Genomic DNA, 20,871 nt, shown 5'->3' with positions numbered 1-20,871 from the left:
AACGAAGTTGAACTTTTAAATTTCTAGTACCGTAAGCTTTACGGTTCATATTGAACATTTTAACGATATGACTCGTAACATGGTCTTCTGACTTGTGTTCTGTGGCTTCATAATAGTATGTGCTTTTAGAGATTCGTAGGACGTCACACATTGCTGATACCGAGTATTTTTCACGGTTTCTCTTGATGACACTCACTTTCGTCCCATGACAGCGTTGCTTGCTTGATCCAGCAATCCAAGATAAAAGAAGATAAAGGAGGGAAGTTAGGAAATTATCTTGATGAAGTTAATTCATGGCGGAGGAAGTGTATCTCAAGCTTGTAAGTGACTTGGTATGCTGTATATGCTAAATTAGCTTTTTAGAGATTTCAAAGCGATTAAGAAAGTTTAACCCCTCTTTTGACCTTTTGGAGGCTATAAAGAAAGGCATTATCAGCGGACGTTCTGTATAGGAATGTCCGCTGATAATGCTCCATCTTTTTTTCGTGACCACTGAAATAGAGGCCGTCAAGGCAGTCCCATAATGTTTTTGATAATCAAATAGTAGTCTACAAAAAACTTAATAGGCGAGGGGACAAGCTAGTTTCATAATTGATTTAGGCACAAGGATAAATCATAAACGTAAGAACATCAGGTGGTTTACTTGGAAGCCACTAGAATGGGTCTAAAAATCATATTCCGTATTTTAATTGTTAATTATATTAGTTTTTGATAAAGGAATATTCACAGACATTATTAAGGACTGACCTCCATAAATATCACTTTGAATAACAGACATATCATAAGATATGCTTTCATAATTTCCAAATTGTTTTAAGTCAATTTGGCTTTCGTAATTAAAACTAAAATTATTATCTTTAATTGACGATTTGTCTTCTTGCTTCAAAATATTTTGATCTTTTATTTTTTTTGGTAATAATATTTTATAGCTGTACTTGTTTTGCCCCTTTTTCTTGATCTTCGCATTTATTTTGAATCTACCAGCATCTTCTAAGGTGTTGTAGGAATCTAAAAACCATGAATCTTCATTATTTTTATTATTAATATTTATTTTTTCGAGAAAGTATTGACCTGTTTGAAGTGTAAAAATAAGAGCATCATTTTCGTCAAAAAATTTAATTTTATTAAATTGCGGGATATATTTAGATAGTGAAATTGTGAATTTTCCATTATTCGTGATCTTTTTATCATGAAGTTTAACATTACTCACTACTGTTTTATTGTCTTGTAAAAGCTCCACCTTAGCTATTGTCCGTCTATCGTAATTGGCATAGAAGGATAAAAAAATAGTTTTAGTCACATCCGCTTCATTAAAAAAGAGATAAGAAACTTGATTTTTATTATTACGTTCTAGTTTGGGTACTAAATCAGCATCACTTTTATCTAGCTGTGATTGAGAAATATTAGGTGAGTCAACTTTAGTGGGAATTGTCTCATTTTTTGAACTGCAGCTGCTCATAATAACTATAAAAATAAAAAAAATGACTGTTACGTGACTTTTTCTAAATTCGAATATTTATACCACTCCTTAATGGATGATATAATAACCGTTGATTGTTCTATCAACGGTTATTATATCATTTATTTATATCGGAAGAACCATTTATAAGTTCCATTACTGCCGTTGCTCTGCGCAGCCAGTCCTGTTTTACCCTCTCGAGGATACGACTAATATGTTCTTTTGATTTTATTAGCGCTCCAAAGCTCATAAGTGAATCCCTTTTCTGCAGTGTAAGTTACAGTAGAGGGTTTTCCCCCAGCTTTGCCCCCAATTACCACTTATAGTAGCCTTAGCTATTAATGCGAAGTTATATTCAGTGCTTCCACTAATCGTGTATTGAGAGGTACAAGTAGTTGCAAGAGACACACCAGCGGATGCATTCAATGCTACAAATGTATCCTTATCCCAAGAATCTTAACGAAAATCTTAAGCAAATTGATTCCATGTGTTTGGAACAACAACTACTGGTAGAGGCGTATCTCTGTCCAAGTAGTATTTCCATAAGAAACAGTTGGTATAGTATTGCTTGGCGTATCCGCTGCACTTACGGGAATTGCGGCTCCCAAAAGAGTTATTGCTGTTATGCATGAAGCGATTGCTACTCTTTTTTTGTTTTTAAATAACACATCCATCTTTCCTCTCCTCGTTTAGAGGTATGGTGAATGGAATACAGCCAGCTCGTGCTATCTCGCGAAACCCGCATTTATACGATATGATTACGATAAGTGAAAACAACCTGATCTGTGGACACGCTGTAGTGAAATCGGCTAATGGCCGGTTCTTCAATTCGGTGTTCTTGAAGGGAAAAGTATCCTTGAAAGAGTTGGTCTTGACATAAACATTGAGAAAATTGGAATGGAGAAAGATTTGTCATGACGGAGATGACATCTGCTCCGCTAAATATTTTTATCAGCTACATGTATAAGTGAAAATGTAGTTGTCAGTCCGGCATAGTCACCGGCTAAGCTTGCCAATGGCTTCCATTTATCCACTGCTGTTTTAAAATTTCCTGCATACGAAGCGGGGTCCATTTGCACATGCTCTATGATTCCAAGAACTAGATGATCTCCGCCGACGGGTATAATTCGATCGAGTTTTAGCTCGAAAGCGATCGGGGCTTCAAGTACAGCTGGTACATTGACATACTTACAGGGCTTGGGCGTGACTCCTGCAAGTTCAAACTCATTCTTTGAAGGTGCTACATTAGCGGAGGAACGCTGCATCGCTTCGCCTAGTGGCTCGGAAACCATATTAATAACATACTCTCCGAGCTCACGAATATTGGTCAGTGTATCCTTGACCGTACCGTCTCGTTCGCCTACGCCCGGGCCGATGGAAATCAGCAGTGTTGGTGGGTTACGGGAAGCAACAGTAAAAAAACTAAAGGGTGCCAAATTTAATACGCCTTCTTTGCTTTTGGACGAAACCCACGCAATGGGTCTCGGTACAACTGAACCGATCATCAATTTATACATTTCATGCTCACTTAAATCGCTCATATTAAACTCGATTGCATCATAGCTTGGCATAATTATTATCCTTTCATTACTTTTTGCGGTGGCAGTTTCGGTTTAAACTGTTAACCAGAGAGAAGTTCTGCTTGCACTTGGAACTCATACTAACACATATTTTCAAAAAAATAGTATGCACTTTAAAGTGTGTACTTACTTTAAGGGAAGGGAACCCAATGAGATGATGAAACAGAACGAATCTACGGAAAAACAAAATAGCCTGACTCCGTTTGACTATACTTTAACCATGATTGGAGGCAAATGGAAAATGAAAATCATGTATCAACTAATCAACCAAGAGGTTATACGCTACGGTGAGCTCAAGCGGCGCATTCCAGACATTACTCACAAGGTCCTGAGCTCCCAGTTGAAGGAGCTAGAAGAAAACAATATTATCAACCGGAGAGAATACCGGCAAACACCTCCTAAGGTGGAATATTCTTTAACTCCAAGGGGCAGAACTTTGATGCCAATTCTGGAGGCTATGTGCAAATGGGGGTTGCACAATCTCCCTAGTAATTTAAGTATTGAGCCTACAGAAAATAGCAGCTACGGAACCTAACAGTAAAATATAGTGGAGGGAATGTTTAGGTTTGGGAACCTTAAGGGGTTGTTACAAAATATTTGGATAACGGCCTTATTGGTTTCGTTGGTTATACTTAGCGTTTGATAAAACGAGTAGAGCAAATGCTTATTTCATCGTGTCAGAAGTCAAATTATAGAACAGTTGAAGTGTTAAGGTGTGCATAAAAAAAGACCCTTTAAAGAGTCTGTCTAAGCGGGTTTACCTTTTTCATCCCAAAATATGAAATTACCAATGCAATCGGAGCAACGAAAGGTAAAACAGGAGTCCAACCAATGAAATGAAAAACTGGTGCTAAGAAAGCCATCCCACCAAAGAATATTGATAATTGAGATTTTTTATGTAAACCATAAGCGGCGAATAATAATCCTACTATTATCAATATCACAAATGAGATATTAAGTAAATTCATATGATCACCTCCAGCTAATCTATAAAATAATTCTATGTATATTGTACACCAAATCACATAAAAATTTTATTTTATGACGAACTTGTAATATGAAGTGCGACAGCTAAAATCACAAAGAAGCCTATGGATGGAGTCGTGTAAAATGGAAGTTACCACACAACCATCATTTACAGGAGAACCCACCATGAGCTTTACATAATTGAACGAGGACAACTAGAAGTGCTGCATTGATTGGGTTGGTACTGCCGCAAAATTGGGCTTCAGCTAGGTCGACATTCTTCTATTATTGCACGAGACTTGATAAGTATCCAAATAATAACATTATCGGATAAAATTCTAATAAGGCAATGATAGATCGTTTTATTTTGAACTAATCTTCATTTATCTAAATTGGAAAAGAGGTTATGACTCAATGAATAGCAATATTATTTGGGGGATAGTATTATTAGCGCTGAGTTTGTTTCTTAAGCCATTATTGGCGATTGTGGGCCTGAATGAAAGGTTGTTCGGATTGCACTGGCAAGGTGAAACTGTGTTTTCATTGAGTCCATTCTTAGTTCGGATTATTCTAGCAGTAATTGGGGTTATCATGCTTATCATCGGCGGTATGCAAGTTGCAAAGCAGAAGAATAAATAGTTGAAAGGATAGAGAGCACCATAATTGATCTTGCTACAATATTGAACATTAATAACCAAGGTTAGCTTTAGTATGAAGTAGTTAGCAAACTAATGAAATTTAAGTGTCCTATAACGTAATGACTTACTAGCAATAGATTGCTTTCGACTGTAGGGGTCTACAAATAGTTCCTAGAGGATCTCAATACAGGTTAAAGACTGATATTCTGTAATCTAGCTTCATGTCTAAAAAAATCCGTAAAGGAAGTTTTATATATGAAACCTCAAGTAACCGTACTTACGTTGTTAACGAATGACGTTCCCCGAATGACTCGATTTTATCGGGATGTGCTTGGATTCCCAACTATTGTCGACTCTGAAGAGTACGTGGAGTTTGAAAATAGTGGCGTTCGCCTGTCCATTTGCTCCAAACAATTAATGGGGGCCAATACGAATGGCCATCACTCTTATTCCGAAGCGCATAGGGGACAAGCTTTGGAACTATGCTTCCCATGTGATTCGCCTGAACAGGTCCAATTAGCCTATGAGAAAATCATTTCAAATGGCGGCACTGCAATTAAAGAGCCTACGCTCATGCCTTGGGGACATACAGCCGCTTTTTTTGCCGATCCAGAAGGAAACATCCACTCCATCTATGCAGAATAACAAGCTGAGTCGAGTGTAGATATTCAAAATGAAATCGAGGGTATTATTGAATCAATTTAAATTATGTCTCGTAGTGCAGGAAATTCGATTTTCAACATAATAGAAATCTAATAAGAGCCATAAAATCAAGTTTTTTAACTTAAAATTTATAGTTTAAGTAAATAACTTAGGCATAACATAATAGTGTGTTACCATCTCTTTGGATAAAGATTTATATTTTATGAGAAAAGAGGGTATGAAATGCAGGTTAATCGTGCTTTGCAAAAGAAATGTTATCGAGCAGTTGCTATGTTAGTCATGTTTATGTTGTTATTCACCAATTTGGCTTTTGCTGACGAGGTGGAAGAACAGACAGTGGTGGCAAGTACTGAAATTGCAGCAAAATGGGATTTTACGAGCATTAAAAATGACCCCGGGGTGTTTAATGCTTCATCAGGCCTTTATAAAGATTCCTCGTCGATCGTACAAGAGGTTGGGGGAAGTAACAGACAGGGCTTTACTTTTGAAGAAAGCGAAAAAAGCATTCGTTATCAAGGTTGGGATAATGGTAAAGACAAAAAGGCTTGGATTGCCACCCTCTCAACAAAAGGCCTGGAAAATATCACTTTATCCTCACAACAGAAATCCTCTTCCTCAGGACCAAGAGATTTCAAGGTCCAAATAAGCACAGATTTAACTAATTGGAAAGACGTAAACAAAGGTACGCTTCTACTAGGAACTGACTACAATGCTACAGGATCATTAGTAGATGCTCTGCTTCCAAACGAAGCCAATGATCAAAATCGATTATATATTCGCTGGCTTGTGAACTCTAATGCACGAGTATCAGGAAGTGACTCGATAGGAAATACGGGCTCGAGCAGAATAAGAGATGTTGTGGTCAGCGGCGAGCGCAAAACACTAAATTCTCAGAAAATTCCCCAATTGTTAAATATGACATTCAACGGAGATCCCAAAACTAGTCTGGCATTTGCATGGTACACACCAAAAAACGTATCAGGAACAAAGCTGCAGGTTGTTGAAGCCGCAGAAGTAGTAAATGATGTATTCCCAGAAGCTAAAGCGACTGTGTATACCGGAAGTTCCACTATTATTGAGACTTTCATGGTGAAAGGTGATCGATCAGCTAAGAAAAAGGAGAAATTTGCAAGCCATAAGGTCATTGCAAATCAGCTCAAGCCGGCTACGGCATACAAATACCGTGCTGGCAATGGAGATGCAGATGGATGGGGCCCTATTGGTTCTTTTACTACCGATCAAGTGAATAATGCGGATTTCCGCTTTGTTGTAGGCTCCGACTCGCAGGGCTCCAGTAAATCTACATTTGAGCTGTGGCAAGATACATTCCGCAAGGCGATTGATCATATTGGCGATCCGAAGTTCTTTATTTTAACCGGGGACTTGGTGGATAACGGCGATTTGGAATCCCAATGGCAATGGTTTCTAGGCGTTCCGCAGTATGAATTTGCTCGTGTTCCTTTTGTTCCTGTGCTTGGCGGACATGAAGTCAAAGACTATGACGGGGATGAAACGACAGATAACAATAATTTTTACAACCATTTTAATTTGCCAAAAAGCGTAGTTACAGGCACTCATGAGGGTTCTGTTTATGCTTTTGAATATGGGGATGCGCTCTTTATGCAATTTAACTCCCAGTTCGAGGGAGCACTCAATAAAAAAGGTGAACTGGATTGGGTAGATCCTGAATTCAATGCCCAGTTGGATTGGATGAGGAATCAAGTTGCAAAAACCGATAAGAAGTGGAAATTCGTATCCTTTCATAAAGGTCCGTATTCCTCAGGCGACAATGCGGGGCAGTGGGAAGATAGCCGCATCCAATTCTATAAGAAGTACTTGATACCTGTATTCGATGAGATGGGCATAGATATTGTGTTCGAAGCACATGACCATATGTATATGAGATCTTATCAAATGCTGAACGATAAGCCTATTAAAAACGTAATTAAAGATCCCCAAGGTAATGTAGTCAATCCTCAGGGTACCGTGTATCTGATGACAAACTCTGTAGGTGGAAAATTTTACGAGAAATATCCAGGCTATAATGATTATTTTGCCGTTATCAATGCTCAGCCGTTCAAAAAAATGTTCACCGATGTCTCGATCACTAATGAACTTCTCAAATTTACGTCATATACGGCGGCAAAAGGGGAGAGCGTAAAGAAATACGACGAGTACAGCATCAAGCGAACAGACGATAAGCCTGCTAAGGTAGAGCAAGCGAAAGTCAAAATCGAGAGTGGTGGCAAAGCCGTTATTTCATGGAATTCCCCTTCGGTTGTCACAGAGTCTGTCAGAGGATTCAGAATTTATGAGCAGGATGACAAGGTGAACAAAAATTGGAGCGTATATATTCCAGTTGTTGCAGGTCAAACCGAATATAAGTATACATTAAATAACGTTGATCCAAACAAAAGCTATCATTTTGTCATAAAGGCAGCTGGAGTTCGAAATAATTCGGAGCCGGTTCAGGTCAGTACAAGCACAGTACATGCGGATATCAAAGTGCCTGCTAATCCGGTTCCCGTGTATTAACAAACCGCATCTAGGTTCTAACGTATAACTCAATAAATAACCTCGGCGGCCGGAAGCTGCTGAGGTTATTTGCCGTTGCCTGTCTGAATAAGGGCAGCACAAAGGCGTTACATACTGGTTGGAAGTAATTCAGCAGTATATCTTATAATGTAAGTGAATTATAGGTTCTAGAGTGTAGTTAATCACGATAATTACTTATAAATACTTATTGTAATATTACACGTACTTATATATACTTATGTTAAAGTATAAAATCATTATTAAAGGAGTGCACCCCGTTTGTTTCAAGAAGAAAGATTATTAAACATTCTTGATTACTTAAAGCAACATCAATCCATGAGTGTTGGCGAAATATGCTCGATTTTTCAAGTATCCAGAGACACAGCGCGCAGAGATATTGTCAAACTGGTTCAAGAAGGTGTCGTTGTTCGGACGCATGGCGGGGTAGCTCTTCCCAGTCTTCAGAAAGAGCTCTCTTCCTATCAGGAACGTCTCATTGAAGAATCCACCAGTAAGAACGCTATCGGTCAGCTTGGGGCTAAGCTGATTCACGATCATGAGACGGTATTTTTGGACGTATCGACAACTGTCCAATTTGTCGCGGAACATATTCAAGCGAAGCAGATTACTGCCGTTACACATTCAATTGATAATGTAAGCATTCTCTCCAAACGAGATGATTTGAACATTTATGTACTTGGCGGCTATTTGCATGCGCAGAATCGACTATTATATGGTCCTTCTGTTATCGATAAAATTAGTGAAATTCGTGCAGATAAGGCGTACATCGGGGCAACGTCCATTCAGCCAGACGGACTCTATTATCCCTATGAAGATGATGTTCGAGTGAAGAAGGAAATGGCCAAGCAATCGGATCAAGTGATCCTTGTTGTGGATCATACGAAATTCGCGGCAAAGTCAAGATTTAAGTTAGATTTTGATTACGTGGATATTATCGTGACAGATCAGTCTGTTAACAGTGAAATGAGAGAAGTATTAGATCAGAATAATATCACACTGATTGAATGTACAACAAATAATTCTGAGGACGGAGTTGAATAGAAATGAACAACATAATCATTCATGATGTCAACGTATTGCTCCCACATCAAATCCTGCCTTCCGCTTCAGTTTGGATTACAGATGGGAAGATAGAGCGCATTGAGACGCAAGAAGCTTCTACATTCGACGAGGACTACGAACGGATAGATGGCAAAGGGATGTGGCTCATCCCTGGGATGATAGATGTTCATATTCATGGAGCAAATGGCTACGATATGATGGATGGCACGGAAGAAAGTATTCAAGCAGTATCTCAGACATGTGCGGCCACCGGATGCACTTCATTCTTGGCGACAACTGTAAGTTCCACGATCGATGATCTACTGAACATGATTTGCCGCGTGAAATCGGTGGTCGGTCGTGAGCAAGGAGCTAAGATCGCTGGCATTCATTTGGAAGGACCTTATTTGAATCCGAGACGGAAAGGGATGCAGAATGAGAAATATCTTCGCCATCCTGATCTGGATGAAATGAAGCTTATATTCCGGGAAGCTGGTTCGCTTATAAAAATGGTGACGATTGCTCCAGAATTGCCGGGTGGACTAGAGCTGATTTCCTATTTAAAGGAGCAAGGAGTTGTCATTGCCGTTGCGCATTCTGATGCCACGTATGAGGAAGCGAAGGAAGCATTTGGGGCAGGCGCGAGTCATGTGACACATTGCTTTAATGGCATGAGACCAATTCATCATCGGGACCCCGGTCTGATCGTTGCCGCATTCGAGGAGCCGCATGTAAGTCTGCAAGCGATCGTCGACGAAGTTCATCTTCATCCAGCAATCATCCGTCTGATGCATCGTATTAAAGGACCGGAAGGGATGGTACTGATTACAGACGCGCTTCAAGCGATGGGTATGGGGGATGGAGAATATCTGTTTGGTGGCCATCATGTCACGGTATCCGAGGGAGTTGCAAGGTTAGCGGATGGTACTTTGGCATCAAGTACGGTAACAATGAATGAAGCGTTGCGACTAACTACAGCGCATGGAATATCCTTCACAGATGCTGTACAAATGGCTTCAACCTCACCTGCTCGTATTTTAGGTCTGACGAACAAAGGGAAAATTGAACTCGGCTATGACGCAGATTTTGTTCTTCTCAATGAGAAGTATGAAGTACAATGGACGATGATTGAGGGAAAACGGGTCTAATTCATTCGAATAATAACAAAAAGACGATCAACCACATGAATCATCAGTGTTGATCGTCTTTTTGTTGGAAGGTAAGCGTTAACAAGTAAGACATCCATTTCGACTGGCATCATGAATAATAGTGTCGCTTTTAATCTAGCTCGCTGAATAAAGAGCAAAGAAATACATGAGCGGTTATGAAAGGATGAATGATATGACACGTTATTTGGGAAATGGCGCATATTGTTATGCCAATTCGGCTTCGATGCTGTTGTCGACGATCGGTGAGGATGTTGAGCCTGGCTTCTTTGAAGTTATGACAGGATTCGCGTTAGGAGCTTTTCTTTCAGAATCTAATAGGATCTTCTTCGATAGCTGCTCAAGCAGCCCTGATGAAGGTGTTAACCGAGCGTTTGATATACTCGGCTTTCATGTTCAAGAAAAAGTGAAACAAGACGGGGCACTAATGCCGTTGGACGAATTAAGAGAAGATCTTGCCGTATCACCGATCATGTTAGGGCCTTTGGATATGGGGCATTTAACCTACAATCCAAATTATCGATATGTGGGAGGAAGTGATCATTATGTTCTTGCATTAGACATCAATGTACAAGAAATAATGCTGCACGATCCAGCAGGATATCCGTATGTATGGCTGCCGTTAGAGCAGTTGGATCTGGCCTGGAAGGCGGAACGAATCAAGTGCAGCCAAGGCTCTTACCGTTATTGGCTGTCACCTGAGCGGATAGAGTCCCCTTCAGTAGAACTTGTTTATGAGCGCTCCCTCCGTTTATTTCAATCCCGTTATAAGCAACAAGCAATATATGGAACTGATTCTAATTACGTGGTCGGTACAAACGCCATTCTCGCTAAAGCCGAACATATCAGAAGCGGAAATCTTGTCCACGGAGAGATCGAACATCTTATACATTTTGCACTACCGCTTGGTGCGAAACGGGCTATGGACTTTTCAAGATTTTTTGCTGGCAGTCATACGCAGTTAGCACATTTAAAAGAACTACAAGCCCGATTATTTGGCAAATGCCAATCTGCTGCGATGTTACAAGAGTGGTGCGTTCTCGCAGATACGCTAGAACAGCTTTCTGAAGTGGAGGGGGAGTTTGAGGCAGCTGTTACCGCTTTATAAATAAGGCCTAGGCTGATATGGGACTCATTGCCCACGTACCTCAGAGAGACGAGAGAAGCCCTATCACAGGAATTGCAGAATTCAGCTCAAATGTAGACAGATAAGAGTCGTGTCCTCCGTTGTTTGTGAAGTAATCGCGATGATCGCGGTTTTTTATTTTACCCTCAAAAAAATCTGGAATTAGAATGCATATGATACCGATCTGATATACGATCTATTTTCCCGAAAAAGAAGTATATTGACTATCTTTATAAATATATTTAAAATACGTTTATTATATAAGTAGACGAAACATTATATTGTTTGTTTAATTATAAAAATAATAATCGATACATTTATTGACAGGAGGCGGATTACTTATGAAGGAAGAACAAGAAGTTATTATATATCCAGCTGCATCACAGGATCGGATGAATTACTTAATGGGGCTGTTTACTGCAGTCCAACAAATTGGGACTGTACTACATTTTGCTGGGCAGCTCGATACAAATTTATTACAGAAGGCTCTTCAACTAACATCTGTCAAAAATCCTATTTTAAACAGTAGATTTGTAGAAGCTGAAACACCTTATTGGGAAAAATATACAGAACGTGCGATCGAGTCGATATTGTCTGTTCAAAATTGTCAAGATCATGAAAGAGACTCCCTAATAGAAGCCTACATAGCCCAGCCGATTGACTGGGTTAACGGTCCAATGCTAGAGGCACGGCTGTTTAGATCTGGACATGATTCGTTGTGCTTGAAAATATCACATCTTTGCATGGATGGGGCAGGGGTGAAAGAGTTTATCCAGCTATTGGCCACGCTATATACCCGGTTATTTGAGGGAGAGTCTTACCAAACGATCCATCAAGTCATGATGGAGGGCAAACAAGGTTTTAGGGACCAAACTCCACTGTTTGCTGCAGCGGGAATAACAGATATTTGGTCAGCCCACCAACAGCAAGCAGGAATTGCTTCCCTTTGGTCTTTCCCATCCACTTCTCAAGAGAATCTAACTCCTGTTATTGCAGTGAGAAGTCTGGAACAATACCAGACAGAAAAGCTCATTAACCGAACCAAGGCAGCTAGGGCAACGCTCAATGACGGAGTGCTTGCGGCGTACTTTCGCTCTATTGCCAAGCAAGCAGTCTACATGGCGCCTCGTACCAAGGAAAAGGCCATTGGCATAACAGTCGATCTGCGCCGGTATTTGCCGAGCCGCACAACAGGAGCATTATGTAATTTATCCGGTATGGAAATGCCTGAGATTGAGATGAACGACGGCGAGCTATTTGAAGCAACTTTAGAGAAGGTGAAGCACGCCATGGATGCAATTAAAAAGCATACTCCCGGCCTGTCTTCTGCAGCAGGAATGGAGAAGATGGCTGCAATGCCTCTTTCTACTGCAAAAGCAGGGATGGCCAAGCAGCATGAGATGGTCAGTCAGCTGCAAATGGCATTGCCGCTAATGACGAATTTCGGCGTCATCTCAGAACACACTATCCAATTTGCAGCTTGTAATACAGTAAATGGTTATATGACTTCGCCGATTATGTACGCCCCCTTTTTCTGTCTGGGTGTAAGCTCATATCGTAATATACTCACTTTGTGCGTAGGTTACCATACACCCGCTGTTTCTGAACAAGAAGTAAGCAGACTTCTTGACGACATAATGATGGAGCTGACGACATAGCCATTCACCACTTATTAAATTCAAAGGTTTTAGCGTTCAGTTCTGATGGGATTGCATAGCAGGTTAGAATCGGGGTTGGAACAGAAGTAAATGTTATTTTTCATAAAATAGAAGAGGATACATTGAGTTCTAGTCGCTACAACGTTTATAATGTTCTAGTACAAAGTATAAAAGAAAAGGTGTCATGCATGAGCATATTAAACGTAGAACGACTAAGTCACGGCTTCGGAGACCGTGCGATCTTTAAGGACGTGTCCTTCCGTCTGCTCAAAGGCGAGCACATTGGACTGATTGGCGCCAACGGCGAAGGCAAGTCCACATTTATGAATATTATTACTGGCAAGTTGCAGCCAGATGAAGGTAAGGTGGAATGGTCCAAGCGGATGCGTGTTGGATATCTTGATCAGCATGCCGTGTTGAGCAAGGGCTCGACGATCCGTGATGTTTTGAGGGGAGCCTTCCAATACTTATTTGACTTGGAACAAGAAATGAATGACATGTACGGCAAGATGGGGGACGTAACACCGGAAGAGCTGGAGAAGCTCCTTGAAGATGTAGGTACGATTCAAGATACGTTGACTAATCAAGATTTCTATTTGATTGATGCCAAAGTCGAAGAAACAGCTCGTGGACTCGGGCTGAATGATATCGGTCTGGACAAAGACGTAAATGACCTCAGCGGCGGTCAGCGTACCAAAGTGTTGTTGGCGAAGCTATTGCTAGAGAAGCCGGACATCCTGTTATTGGATGAGCCCACAAACTATCTTGATGAGCAGCATATCGAATGGCTGAAGCGATATCTGCAAACTTATGAGAATGCATTTATTCTCATTTCGCACGATATTCCTTTCCTGAACAACGTTATTAACTTGATCTATCATATGGAAAACCAAGAGTTGAACCGCTATGTTGGTGATTATGATAAGTTCCAGCAAGTGTATGAAATGAAGAAACAGCAGTTGGAATCTGCTTATAAGCGTCAACAGCAGGAGATCTCCGATCTGAAGGACTTTGTTGCGCGTAACAAGGCAAGTGTTGCTACACGCAACATGGCGATGTCCAGGCAGAAGAAGCTGGATAAGATGGATGTCATCGAGCTGGCGAAGGAGAAGCCCCAGCCGCAGTTCAACTTCAAGGATTCGCGAGCTTCCAGTAAGCTAGTATTTGAAACCAAAGATCTTGTTATCGGTTACGATGAGCCGTTGTCTAGACCATTGAATCTTCGTATGGAGCGCGGCCAGAAGATCGCATTTGTTGGTGCGAACGGTATCGGGAAGACGACACTGCTACGCAGTATTCTAGGCGAGCTTTCAGCGATCTCTGGTTCTGTTGAACGTGGAGACAATCTGGATATCGGCTATTTTGAGCAGGAAATTAAGGATACAAACTATAACACGTGCATCGAAGAAATATGGAATGAGTTCCCTTCGTTCTCCCAATTCGAAGTACGTGCGGCGCTGGCGAAGTGTGGTCTCACTACGAAGCATATTGAGAGCAAGATCGCTGTGCTAAGCGGCGGTGAGAAGGCAAAGGTTCGCTTATGCAAGCTCATTAACAGAGAAACAAATCTGCTCGTACTCGATGAGCCGACTAACCATCTGGATGTCGATGCGAAGGAAGAGCTGAAACGTGCCCTCAAAGCTTACAAAGGCAGTATCCTGCTTATCTCTCACGAACCTGAATTCTATCGGGATATTGTTACAGAAACATGGAATTGTGAATCATGGACAACAAAAGTTTTTTAATATAGGTACTTTAAGCTGGTTCTGTCGCCAATGAGGCGATAGCGCCGGCTTATTTTATTGTAGCTTTACCATATAGTAAATTGGAGGTGAACGAACTCATGTATCCAGATAAAGTTCCCCGTTAGGCACGTGGTCCTCCATTCATGTGTCAAAGTCCACTCGCTAGTAATATAGTAAAGGGAGATGTATGTAGATGAACATGAATGGACCAGTAGAAATTTCTCGAAAAGAAAGACTTCAAATCTGCCAAGAAATTGCGGCTAAACTCCATAAGCTATACAAAGAACAAGTACTCGCAATAGGAGTCTATGGATCTGTATCCCGGGGTACAGACGGACCCTTCTCGGATATTGAGATGTTTTGTGTCATAGATGATTCAAGCGAAAACGTAGAATTTAGTTATGAATGGTCAGCAGGGCCTTGGAAAGCTGAAGTGAACGTAATCAGTTCAGTTTTCCTGCTGGAAGCAGCCGCAACAATAGAAGGTGATTGGCCCTTGACACATGGCTAAAAGGAGAGTGTAACTGTGCGCGACACCTGTGTCCCTACTGGCATGGAATTAAAAAATACCGGCTTTGGGTATACGTTGTCCTTAATAGGCGGTAAGTATAAAATGATTATTCTGTATTGGCTGTCTGAAAACAAGGTTATGCGGCACAATGAGTTGAAGCGAAGTATCGGAATCATTTCTTTTAAGACGCTAAGCATTATGTTAAAGGAACTGGAGTCAGATGGTCTTATCAACCGCAAGGAATTTCCTCAAGTCCCTCCCAAAGTGGAATATTCATTAACAGCCCGTGGCCAAACCCTGATCCCATTGTTAAATATGATGTGTGAGTGGGGTGAGAATAACAGAGATCTAACTCTAGAGGATGTACAGCAGTAGGAATTACTTCTTTTTGGCCTAATTAGGCTATCTCATTACAGGTTGTCAATAAAATTCAGATAATCTTGTGCGCTTTTGTCCAATTCGCCAGCATTTGGCTCAAAACTTTCAGTACCATAAAAAGCAAAGAACGAGCGATAATCTGCATTGCAATACCGGAAAGAAGTTTCAAAAGGGGATAATAAATGTTCGAGCGTATACTGGTATCTACCCTCTTCACGATAGTCTTCTTCCTTTATCCCGGCAGATACAGCTAACGCAGCTTTGCGGTTTTTTAATTTATCGCCTCCATTTGAACCGTATGCCCAACCATAAGCAAATACATCGTCAAGCCACTTTTTCAGCAGTGGCGGACTATTAAACCAATAAACAGGAAACTGTAAAACAAGATTACTATGTGATTCAATTAATTGTTGTTCCTTTTCTACATTGATGTTTCCGTCAGGGTAAACTTTATGCAACTCATGTACAGTATACTTTTCTGGATATTTTTTGAGTTCATCTGCCCACCGTTTATTTATGATGGATGTCTCTATACTTGGGTGTGTTACGATAACAAGAGTTTTCATAGATTTTTCCTCCTTAGGTGATATTACTTCTTGAGTATAAGGTCAGAACTATAAAAATGTAAGTATGCACTTTTAGTACAGGTACTTACATAAAGGTAAGTGTTAATCGTGAAGGCGAGGGAAGCAAATGCTTGCATTCCCCTCTTCTCTTGAGCGATCAGAGGTACTGATAACGAACCTGAATTATAGCTTGACAGTTAAAATATGTGCCATGAGATTATAGAATTTTGTATTTTTAATAAGAAAATAACATGCTATCATACGATTTGTATCTAGGTAGCGGATGGATCTTATATTTGGACATCTGATAGGCAAGGTCATGTGTTCAAGGGGCAGGGAGCCGCGCTTAGCACGAGCGGAATAAGCACCAGCGCGCTAACGTTAGCGTGGCTGACTGCACAGAGTGGGACAAAGTGTGATGCTGCCCAAGAATCCAGTGGACCTGATTACTAGACCATCAACGTGGCCAGAAGGAAAGCCGTTTTGCGTATGTGGGGCGAGTGCGAGTACACTTACGCTAGCGTGGCCATCTGCAAAGAGTGTAGTGGGTACAGCCGCATTAGTCTTATTTGTTTGATTGAAGTTATTAGAATAATCAACTTGTTAAATTCATATACTATTTTTGAGACATCTCATCCCTATGGCTCTTTGGCACCAGTTGTATCAATTTCTAAACGTTCCTTTTCGAGGCGGGAATGCTCATGATTGAATATGGCTGGTGCTCAAGGGTTAATTCAGGAACGTTATTGTCTGCCTACAGGTTTGCATTAATTATTATGCTAGAGGTTATTCATTACGGAACCTTATTATAAGAAAATGCATATGATAAATTTCAGTGTCATATGGCTCTAGTGGTACCAGTCGTTTACTCGGTAACCCTTGGGCAGAGGGGCTTGCGACAATAAAACCTCCCATTTTTATATGAGCGACTTGTACCAGTGAAGCTAATGCGTAATAATCAGACTAAATTTGTTGGAATAAAACTAACCTAATTCATTAAATGCCTTTAGATAAAACTCTAATCTAGCAAATAACAATTTAATTTTATAGATATCTTTTTAAAAGGAGGGCACAGGCACCCTCTTTTTTTCATTTCATTAATGTACTTTTATATTCTATGTTTTATATGGATAGTCATATGCGGATATATGCATAAATCACGAACTTTACTAGTTCTGAGACATAAGATAATGCGTGAGCAAATATAAATGTGAGGTGGAATCATGTCACAAGCGAATCTTCCAAATATAACACCAAGTATCACATTATCAAGAGAAGATGCGTTAAACTTATTGTTAGCATCAATTGCGATAGATGAATTAGGCCTAGGTCATGTCATTAATGCTGAAGCCGAAAAAATACAATATGCTGTTGGAACTTTACCTGGGTTAACAATACCAGCGACTATCAGCGATTTGCTAGCAATTGATGATAGTGTACAAAATACACTAATGACTGCTCTCAAGAATGAGATGCTCTTAGAGTCTAAGCTTAATAGCATCTTGACAGCACCTTCATTAACTGGACCTACTGGGGCGACTGGAGCAACAGGTCCTTCTGGTGGAATTACAGGAGCAACAGGAGCTACTGGCGGTACAGGTGGTACAGGTGCTACTGGAGCGACAGGAGCAACAGGAACCGGTACTACTGGAGCTACAGGTAATACAGGTGTGACAGGCGCCACTGGGCCTGCTGGCGGAGCAACAGGTGCAACTGGCGCTACTGGGGCAACGGGTGCTACTGGTGCCACTGGGGGAACAGGAGTCGCTGGCGCTACTGGAGCGACGGGAGTAACAGGATCTAGTGCAATTATACCTTATGCATCTGGTCTTCCTGTTATTTTAACAACTATTGCAGGTGGACTTATTGGAACCTCTAGTTTAGTTGGATTTGGGAATTCAGGAACAGGTGTTAGCATTGTTGGAGGCACTATAGATTTAACTGGAGCAGGAGGAACTCTACTAAACTTTGCATTTTCAGTACCACGCGCAGGGACAATTACGAATATTGCAGCATATTTTAGCACGACCTTAGCTCTAGCACTAGTTGGTTCAACAATTACCATCACTGCACAATTATTTAGATCAACAACACCAAATAACACATTTGTTGCAATACCTGGAGCTTCTGTTACACTGGCACCTGCGCTAACAGGAATTATTGCCATAGGTCAAGTCAGCAATGGTTTGACACCTGGATTAGCTATTCCAGTTTCACCTCAAGACCGACTTCTGCTCGTATTCTCTGCAACCGCTACTGGAATATCATTAATAAATTCTGTTGCAGGATATGCAAGTGGCGGTATTACGATAAATTAAAGTAATCAATTTATTAGTATTACTTTGCGGATAAGCGGCCAGTCGTCAAATATTAATTGGCGACTGGTTAATCTAAAAATATGTTAATTGCAATTAAGCTGACTACATATGCTAGCGGGTAGCTTGAAGGAATTTTTCATTATAACAGTCGAACTCATTTATTGGGATGCCCTGTGTGGTTTTATTAATAAATTAGATTAAAAATGACACACTGCTTCTAAATGGAAATATGAACATAGCTGAATTGGTCTGACCCTCCTCATTCCACGTTATGTTACTCTTTATGTGGTAATCCAGCGCCCGTCAGAACCCAATTTTGTTGGATCAGAAGTAGTTTTTGTAAGGAATCGAAGATGGCAATATGTAACAAGAGCCGCTGGGAAATGGACATGCAATTATCGTTGCAAATGATAATCAGTATCATATAAGATGAAGGTATAGATCTCACAACATAGAGTAAAAGAGAAGAGGAGCGCAAGACAGTGAAATTGAATGATCAAGCTTTGCTATGGAATCAGGCATTCATTAAGATCATAGATGTACGGCATACAAAAATGGAGCAAGAAGAGGAGCTGCATGCATACAGATTGCCATCAAGTGCCTTCATATATGTGACTAGAGGCAGCGCACAACTCCAGCTGGACGGCATTGCACACCACGTCAGCCGGTTTTCCTTGATCCATGGGGGCAAGGGCTTCTATCTTGATATTACGGCAGAGGAGCTGCTGGATTATTATATGATTATGTATAAAGCGGTGCTAGCGCTACCAGCCCGTAAAGAAACTGTCAAATTGATAGAGCAGCACAATCCGTTTCAAATGCAGTATGTGTTCAAGCCTCATTACCCGATCTCCATCTTCCATCATGTCACCTCCATGAGCAAGGAGTGGCATCGTTCGAATCTAATAGAGAAACTTCAAGTTAAAGCGATTTTTTATCAAATGGTCCATGAAATACTGGAGCAGATGGAACGACAGAATGTGATAGCAGTCAAGCCTGATCTAGTGGCCCAAGCAGTACGTTATATTCATGAGCGCTATCGGGAGCCGATTACACTTGAGTCGCTGCTTGAACACCTTGATTGCAGCTCCAGGCAACTGCTGCGCGCCTTCAAGAAGCAAGTCAGAACGAGCCCGATCGACTATTTGATTCAATTACGGATGAGCAAGGCGAAGCATTTGCTTCTGTCCACCGATTTTACCTTGAAGGAAATTGCAGAGAGCGTAGGCTATACCGACAGCTATTATTTCAGCCGTATCTTCAAGAAATACGAAGGTGCTTCTCCCACAAGCTTTAAAGAAGCTGCGATGCAGCAGGAGCAGTGTCGAAATAATCCATCCGTTATGTTTAGATCTCCCATTGTTGCTAGAAGGCAGCAGCGTTATATTGGTAATGAGTTTGAGAATCGTTATCATTATAAGAGAGAAGGGGTATTACCGATGTATCGCAAGTCGAGAACAGCAATGGCAGCAACTTTATTATTTTGTTTCACCCTCTTGTTAAGCGCATGCACAACAGGAGGAACGAACGCCACATCGGCAAACAGCAGCTCGCCCAGTAGTAATGTAGCAGCTTCCACAAGTCCTGCTGCAAGCCCGGCGAGTGACACAAGAGTAATTAAACATGCGATGGGGGAAGAAACGCTCACAGGCACCCCTGAACGTATTGTTATATTGACCAATGAAGGAACGGAGGCGCTGTTGGCAGTCGGCATCAAACCGGTCGGAGCCGTTCAGTCTTGGATTGGCGATCCTTGGTACGACCATATCAAGCAAGAGATGGAAGGGGTCACCGTTGTTGGAGACGAGCTGCAGCCGAATATTGAAATGATCGCGAGCCTCAAGCCCGATCTGATTATCGGCAATAAGGTCAGACAGGAGAAAATTTATGACCAATTAAAGCAGATTGCTCCGACGATATTTTCCGATGATCTTGCAGGAGATTGGAAAATCAACTTCAAGCTTTACTCCGAAGCCTTAAACAAACAGAAAGAAGGAGAGCAGGTTATGGAGGCCTTCGACAAACGTGTCGCGGATGTGAAGGCCAAGCTTGGCAGCAAAGCGGAAACGAAAGTATCAGTGGTCCGCTTCTCCGCCAAACAAGTTCGTATCTACCAGAAGCAAACGTTCTCCGGTGTGCTCTTGAGCCAATTAGGCATTGCCCGGCCAGCATCGCAGGATAAAGACTCCTTTATAGAAGTTATGTCCAAAGAGACGATACCTAGTATGGATGGTGATGTGCTATTCTACTTCGTATCAGAGTCTCCAGGCAAGAATGATGCGGCGAAGGTCGTGGAGGAGTGGAAAAAAGATCCGTTGTTCCAGAACTTGAGTGTTAGCAAGAACAATAAGATTATTCAAGTCGATGAAGCCATATGGAACTCGGCAGGTGGATATGAAGCGGCTAATCTGCTGCTGGATGAACTCGTTAAATACTTTGATGTAAAATAATAAAGGCTTATCGGATCGACAAGCTGACGCTGTATTCGCGTCAGCTTGTT

The 20,871-nt window shown here is 41.2% G+C and carries 18 protein-coding genes and 2 pseudogenes; 15 read left to right on the top strand and 5 right to left on the bottom strand.

Features of this window, described 5'->3' with window-relative positions; genetic code table 11:
* Positions 1-685: 685 nt before the first annotated feature.
* Positions 686-1,459 carry a hypothetical protein gene (locus tag MH117_RS18830; RefSeq protein WP_239331250.1) on the bottom strand — a complete coding sequence of 258 codons (774 nt, stop codon included), beginning with the start codon at positions 1,457-1,459 and terminating at the stop codon, positions 686-688.
* A gap of 503 nt (positions 1,460-1,962) precedes the next feature.
* Positions 1,963-2,133 carry a hypothetical protein gene (locus MH117_RS18825; protein ID WP_239331247.1) on the bottom strand — a complete coding sequence of 57 codons (171 nt, stop codon included), beginning with the start codon at positions 2,131-2,133 and terminating at the stop codon, positions 1,963-1,965.
* Positions 2,134-2,156: 23 nt separating this feature from the next.
* Here MH117_RS18825 and MH117_RS18820 point away from each other — a divergent pair, with 23 nt between their 5' ends.
* A complete protein-coding gene (locus tag MH117_RS18820) occupies positions 2,157-2,339 on the top strand; it encodes a hypothetical protein (RefSeq protein ID WP_239331245.1) in 183 nt (60 codons plus the stop codon).
* Positions 2,340-2,397: 58 nt separating this feature from the next.
* Here the strand turns inward: MH117_RS18820 and MH117_RS18815 are convergent, their stop codons facing one another.
* Positions 2,398-3,030, bottom strand: a complete 633-nt coding sequence (locus MH117_RS18815; RefSeq protein ID WP_239331242.1) for a flavin reductase family protein — start codon at positions 3,028-3,030, stop codon at positions 2,398-2,400.
* Between the two features lie 166 nt (positions 3,031-3,196).
* Between MH117_RS18815 and MH117_RS18810 the strand changes: the two genes are divergently transcribed.
* Both MH117_RS18810 and MH117_RS18805 read left to right on the top strand, forming a co-directional pair.
* Positions 3,197-3,574, top strand: coding sequence for a winged helix-turn-helix transcriptional regulator (locus tag MH117_RS18810; protein ID WP_239331239.1), 378 nt, complete (start codon positions 3,197-3,199; stop codon positions 3,572-3,574).
* A 44-nt stretch (positions 3,575-3,618) separates the two neighbouring features.
* A pseudogene (locus MH117_RS18805) lies at positions 3,619-3,762 on the top strand (IS1595 family transposase); the annotation flags it as partial.
* A gap of 11 nt (positions 3,763-3,773) precedes the next feature.
* On the opposite strand, the gene MH117_RS18800 reads toward MH117_RS18805, so the two are convergent.
* The gene (locus tag MH117_RS18800; protein ID WP_239331236.1) at positions 3,774-4,007 is read right to left on the bottom strand and encodes a hypothetical protein; all 234 of its coding nucleotides are present in this window, start codon (positions 4,005-4,007) and stop codon (positions 3,774-3,776) included.
* A 412-nt stretch (positions 4,008-4,419) separates the two neighbouring features.
* On the opposite strand from MH117_RS18800, the gene MH117_RS18795 reads away from it, so the two are divergent.
* The 10 genes and pseudogenes from MH117_RS18795 to MH117_RS18750 all read left to right on the top strand — a co-directional run bounded on the left by MH117_RS18795 (position 4,420) and on the right by MH117_RS18750 (position 15,484).
* Positions 4,420-4,644, top strand: coding sequence for a hypothetical protein (locus MH117_RS18795; RefSeq protein ID WP_239331233.1), 225 nt, complete (start codon positions 4,420-4,422; stop codon positions 4,642-4,644).
* A 254-nt stretch (positions 4,645-4,898) separates the two neighbouring features.
* Positions 4,899-5,288, top strand: coding sequence for a VOC family protein (locus tag MH117_RS18790; RefSeq protein ID WP_239331230.1), 390 nt, complete (start codon positions 4,899-4,901; stop codon positions 5,286-5,288).
* Between the two features lie 240 nt (positions 5,289-5,528).
* Entirely contained in the window at positions 5,529-7,841 is a 2,313-nt protein-coding gene (locus MH117_RS18785; RefSeq protein WP_239331227.1) for a fibronectin type III domain-containing protein, read from the top strand.
* A gap of 279 nt (positions 7,842-8,120) precedes the next feature.
* Complete coding sequence (locus MH117_RS18780) at positions 8,121-8,903, top strand: DeoR/GlpR family DNA-binding transcription regulator (protein ID WP_239331224.1); 783 nt, start codon at positions 8,121-8,123, stop codon at positions 8,901-8,903.
* A gap of 2 nt (positions 8,904-8,905) precedes the next feature.
* Positions 8,906-10,051: an N-acetylglucosamine-6-phosphate deacetylase gene (gene nagA, locus MH117_RS18775; protein WP_239331220.1), complete on the top strand. Its 1,146-nt coding sequence runs from the start codon at positions 8,906-8,908 to the stop codon at positions 10,049-10,051.
* A gap of 193 nt (positions 10,052-10,244) precedes the next feature.
* Entirely contained in the window at positions 10,245-11,177 is a 933-nt protein-coding gene (locus MH117_RS18770; RefSeq protein WP_239331216.1) for a hypothetical protein, read from the top strand.
* A 359-nt stretch (positions 11,178-11,536) separates the two neighbouring features.
* The gene (locus tag MH117_RS18765; protein ID WP_239331214.1) at positions 11,537-12,853 is read left to right on the top strand and encodes a condensation domain-containing protein; all 1,317 of its coding nucleotides are present in this window, start codon (positions 11,537-11,539) and stop codon (positions 12,851-12,853) included.
* A gap of 188 nt (positions 12,854-13,041) precedes the next feature.
* Positions 13,042-14,598, top strand: coding sequence for an ABC-F family ATP-binding cassette domain-containing protein (locus MH117_RS18760; protein ID WP_239331212.1), 1,557 nt, complete (start codon positions 13,042-13,044; stop codon positions 14,596-14,598).
* 193 nt (positions 14,599-14,791) lie between these two features.
* Positions 14,792-15,106, top strand: a pseudogene (locus tag MH117_RS18755) (nucleotidyltransferase domain-containing protein); the annotation flags it as partial.
* 18 nt (positions 15,107-15,124) lie between these two features.
* The gene (locus tag MH117_RS18750; RefSeq protein WP_239331211.1) at positions 15,125-15,484 is read left to right on the top strand and encodes a winged helix-turn-helix transcriptional regulator; all 360 of its coding nucleotides are present in this window, start codon (positions 15,125-15,127) and stop codon (positions 15,482-15,484) included.
* A 35-nt stretch (positions 15,485-15,519) separates the two neighbouring features.
* On the opposite strand, the gene MH117_RS18745 is transcribed toward MH117_RS18750, so the two are convergent.
* Positions 15,520-16,053, bottom strand: coding sequence for an NAD(P)H-dependent oxidoreductase (locus tag MH117_RS18745; protein ID WP_239331209.1), 534 nt, complete (start codon positions 16,051-16,053; stop codon positions 15,520-15,522).
* A gap of 1,223 nt (positions 16,054-17,276) precedes the next feature.
* On the opposite strand from MH117_RS18745, the gene MH117_RS18740 reads away from it, so the two are divergent.
* Both MH117_RS18740 and MH117_RS18735 read left to right on the top strand, forming a co-directional pair.
* Complete coding sequence (locus tag MH117_RS18740; protein WP_239331207.1) at positions 17,277-18,371, top strand: exosporium glycoprotein BclB-related protein; 1,095 nt, start codon at positions 17,277-17,279, stop codon at positions 18,369-18,371.
* 482 nt (positions 18,372-18,853) lie between these two features.
* Entirely contained in the window at positions 18,854-20,821 is a 1,968-nt protein-coding gene (locus MH117_RS18735) for an ABC transporter substrate-binding protein (RefSeq protein WP_239331205.1), read from the top strand.
* The last annotated feature ends 50 nt before the right edge of the window (positions 20,822-20,871 follow it).

Origin of the sequence: Paenibacillus sp. ACRRX (assembly GCF_022346885.1) — a bacterium.
GTDB lineage: Bacteria > Bacillota > Bacilli > Paenibacillales > Paenibacillaceae > Paenibacillus_B.
Note: the sequence above shows the minus strand (reverse complement) of the source record. Positions and strands in the feature narration are given on the sequence as shown.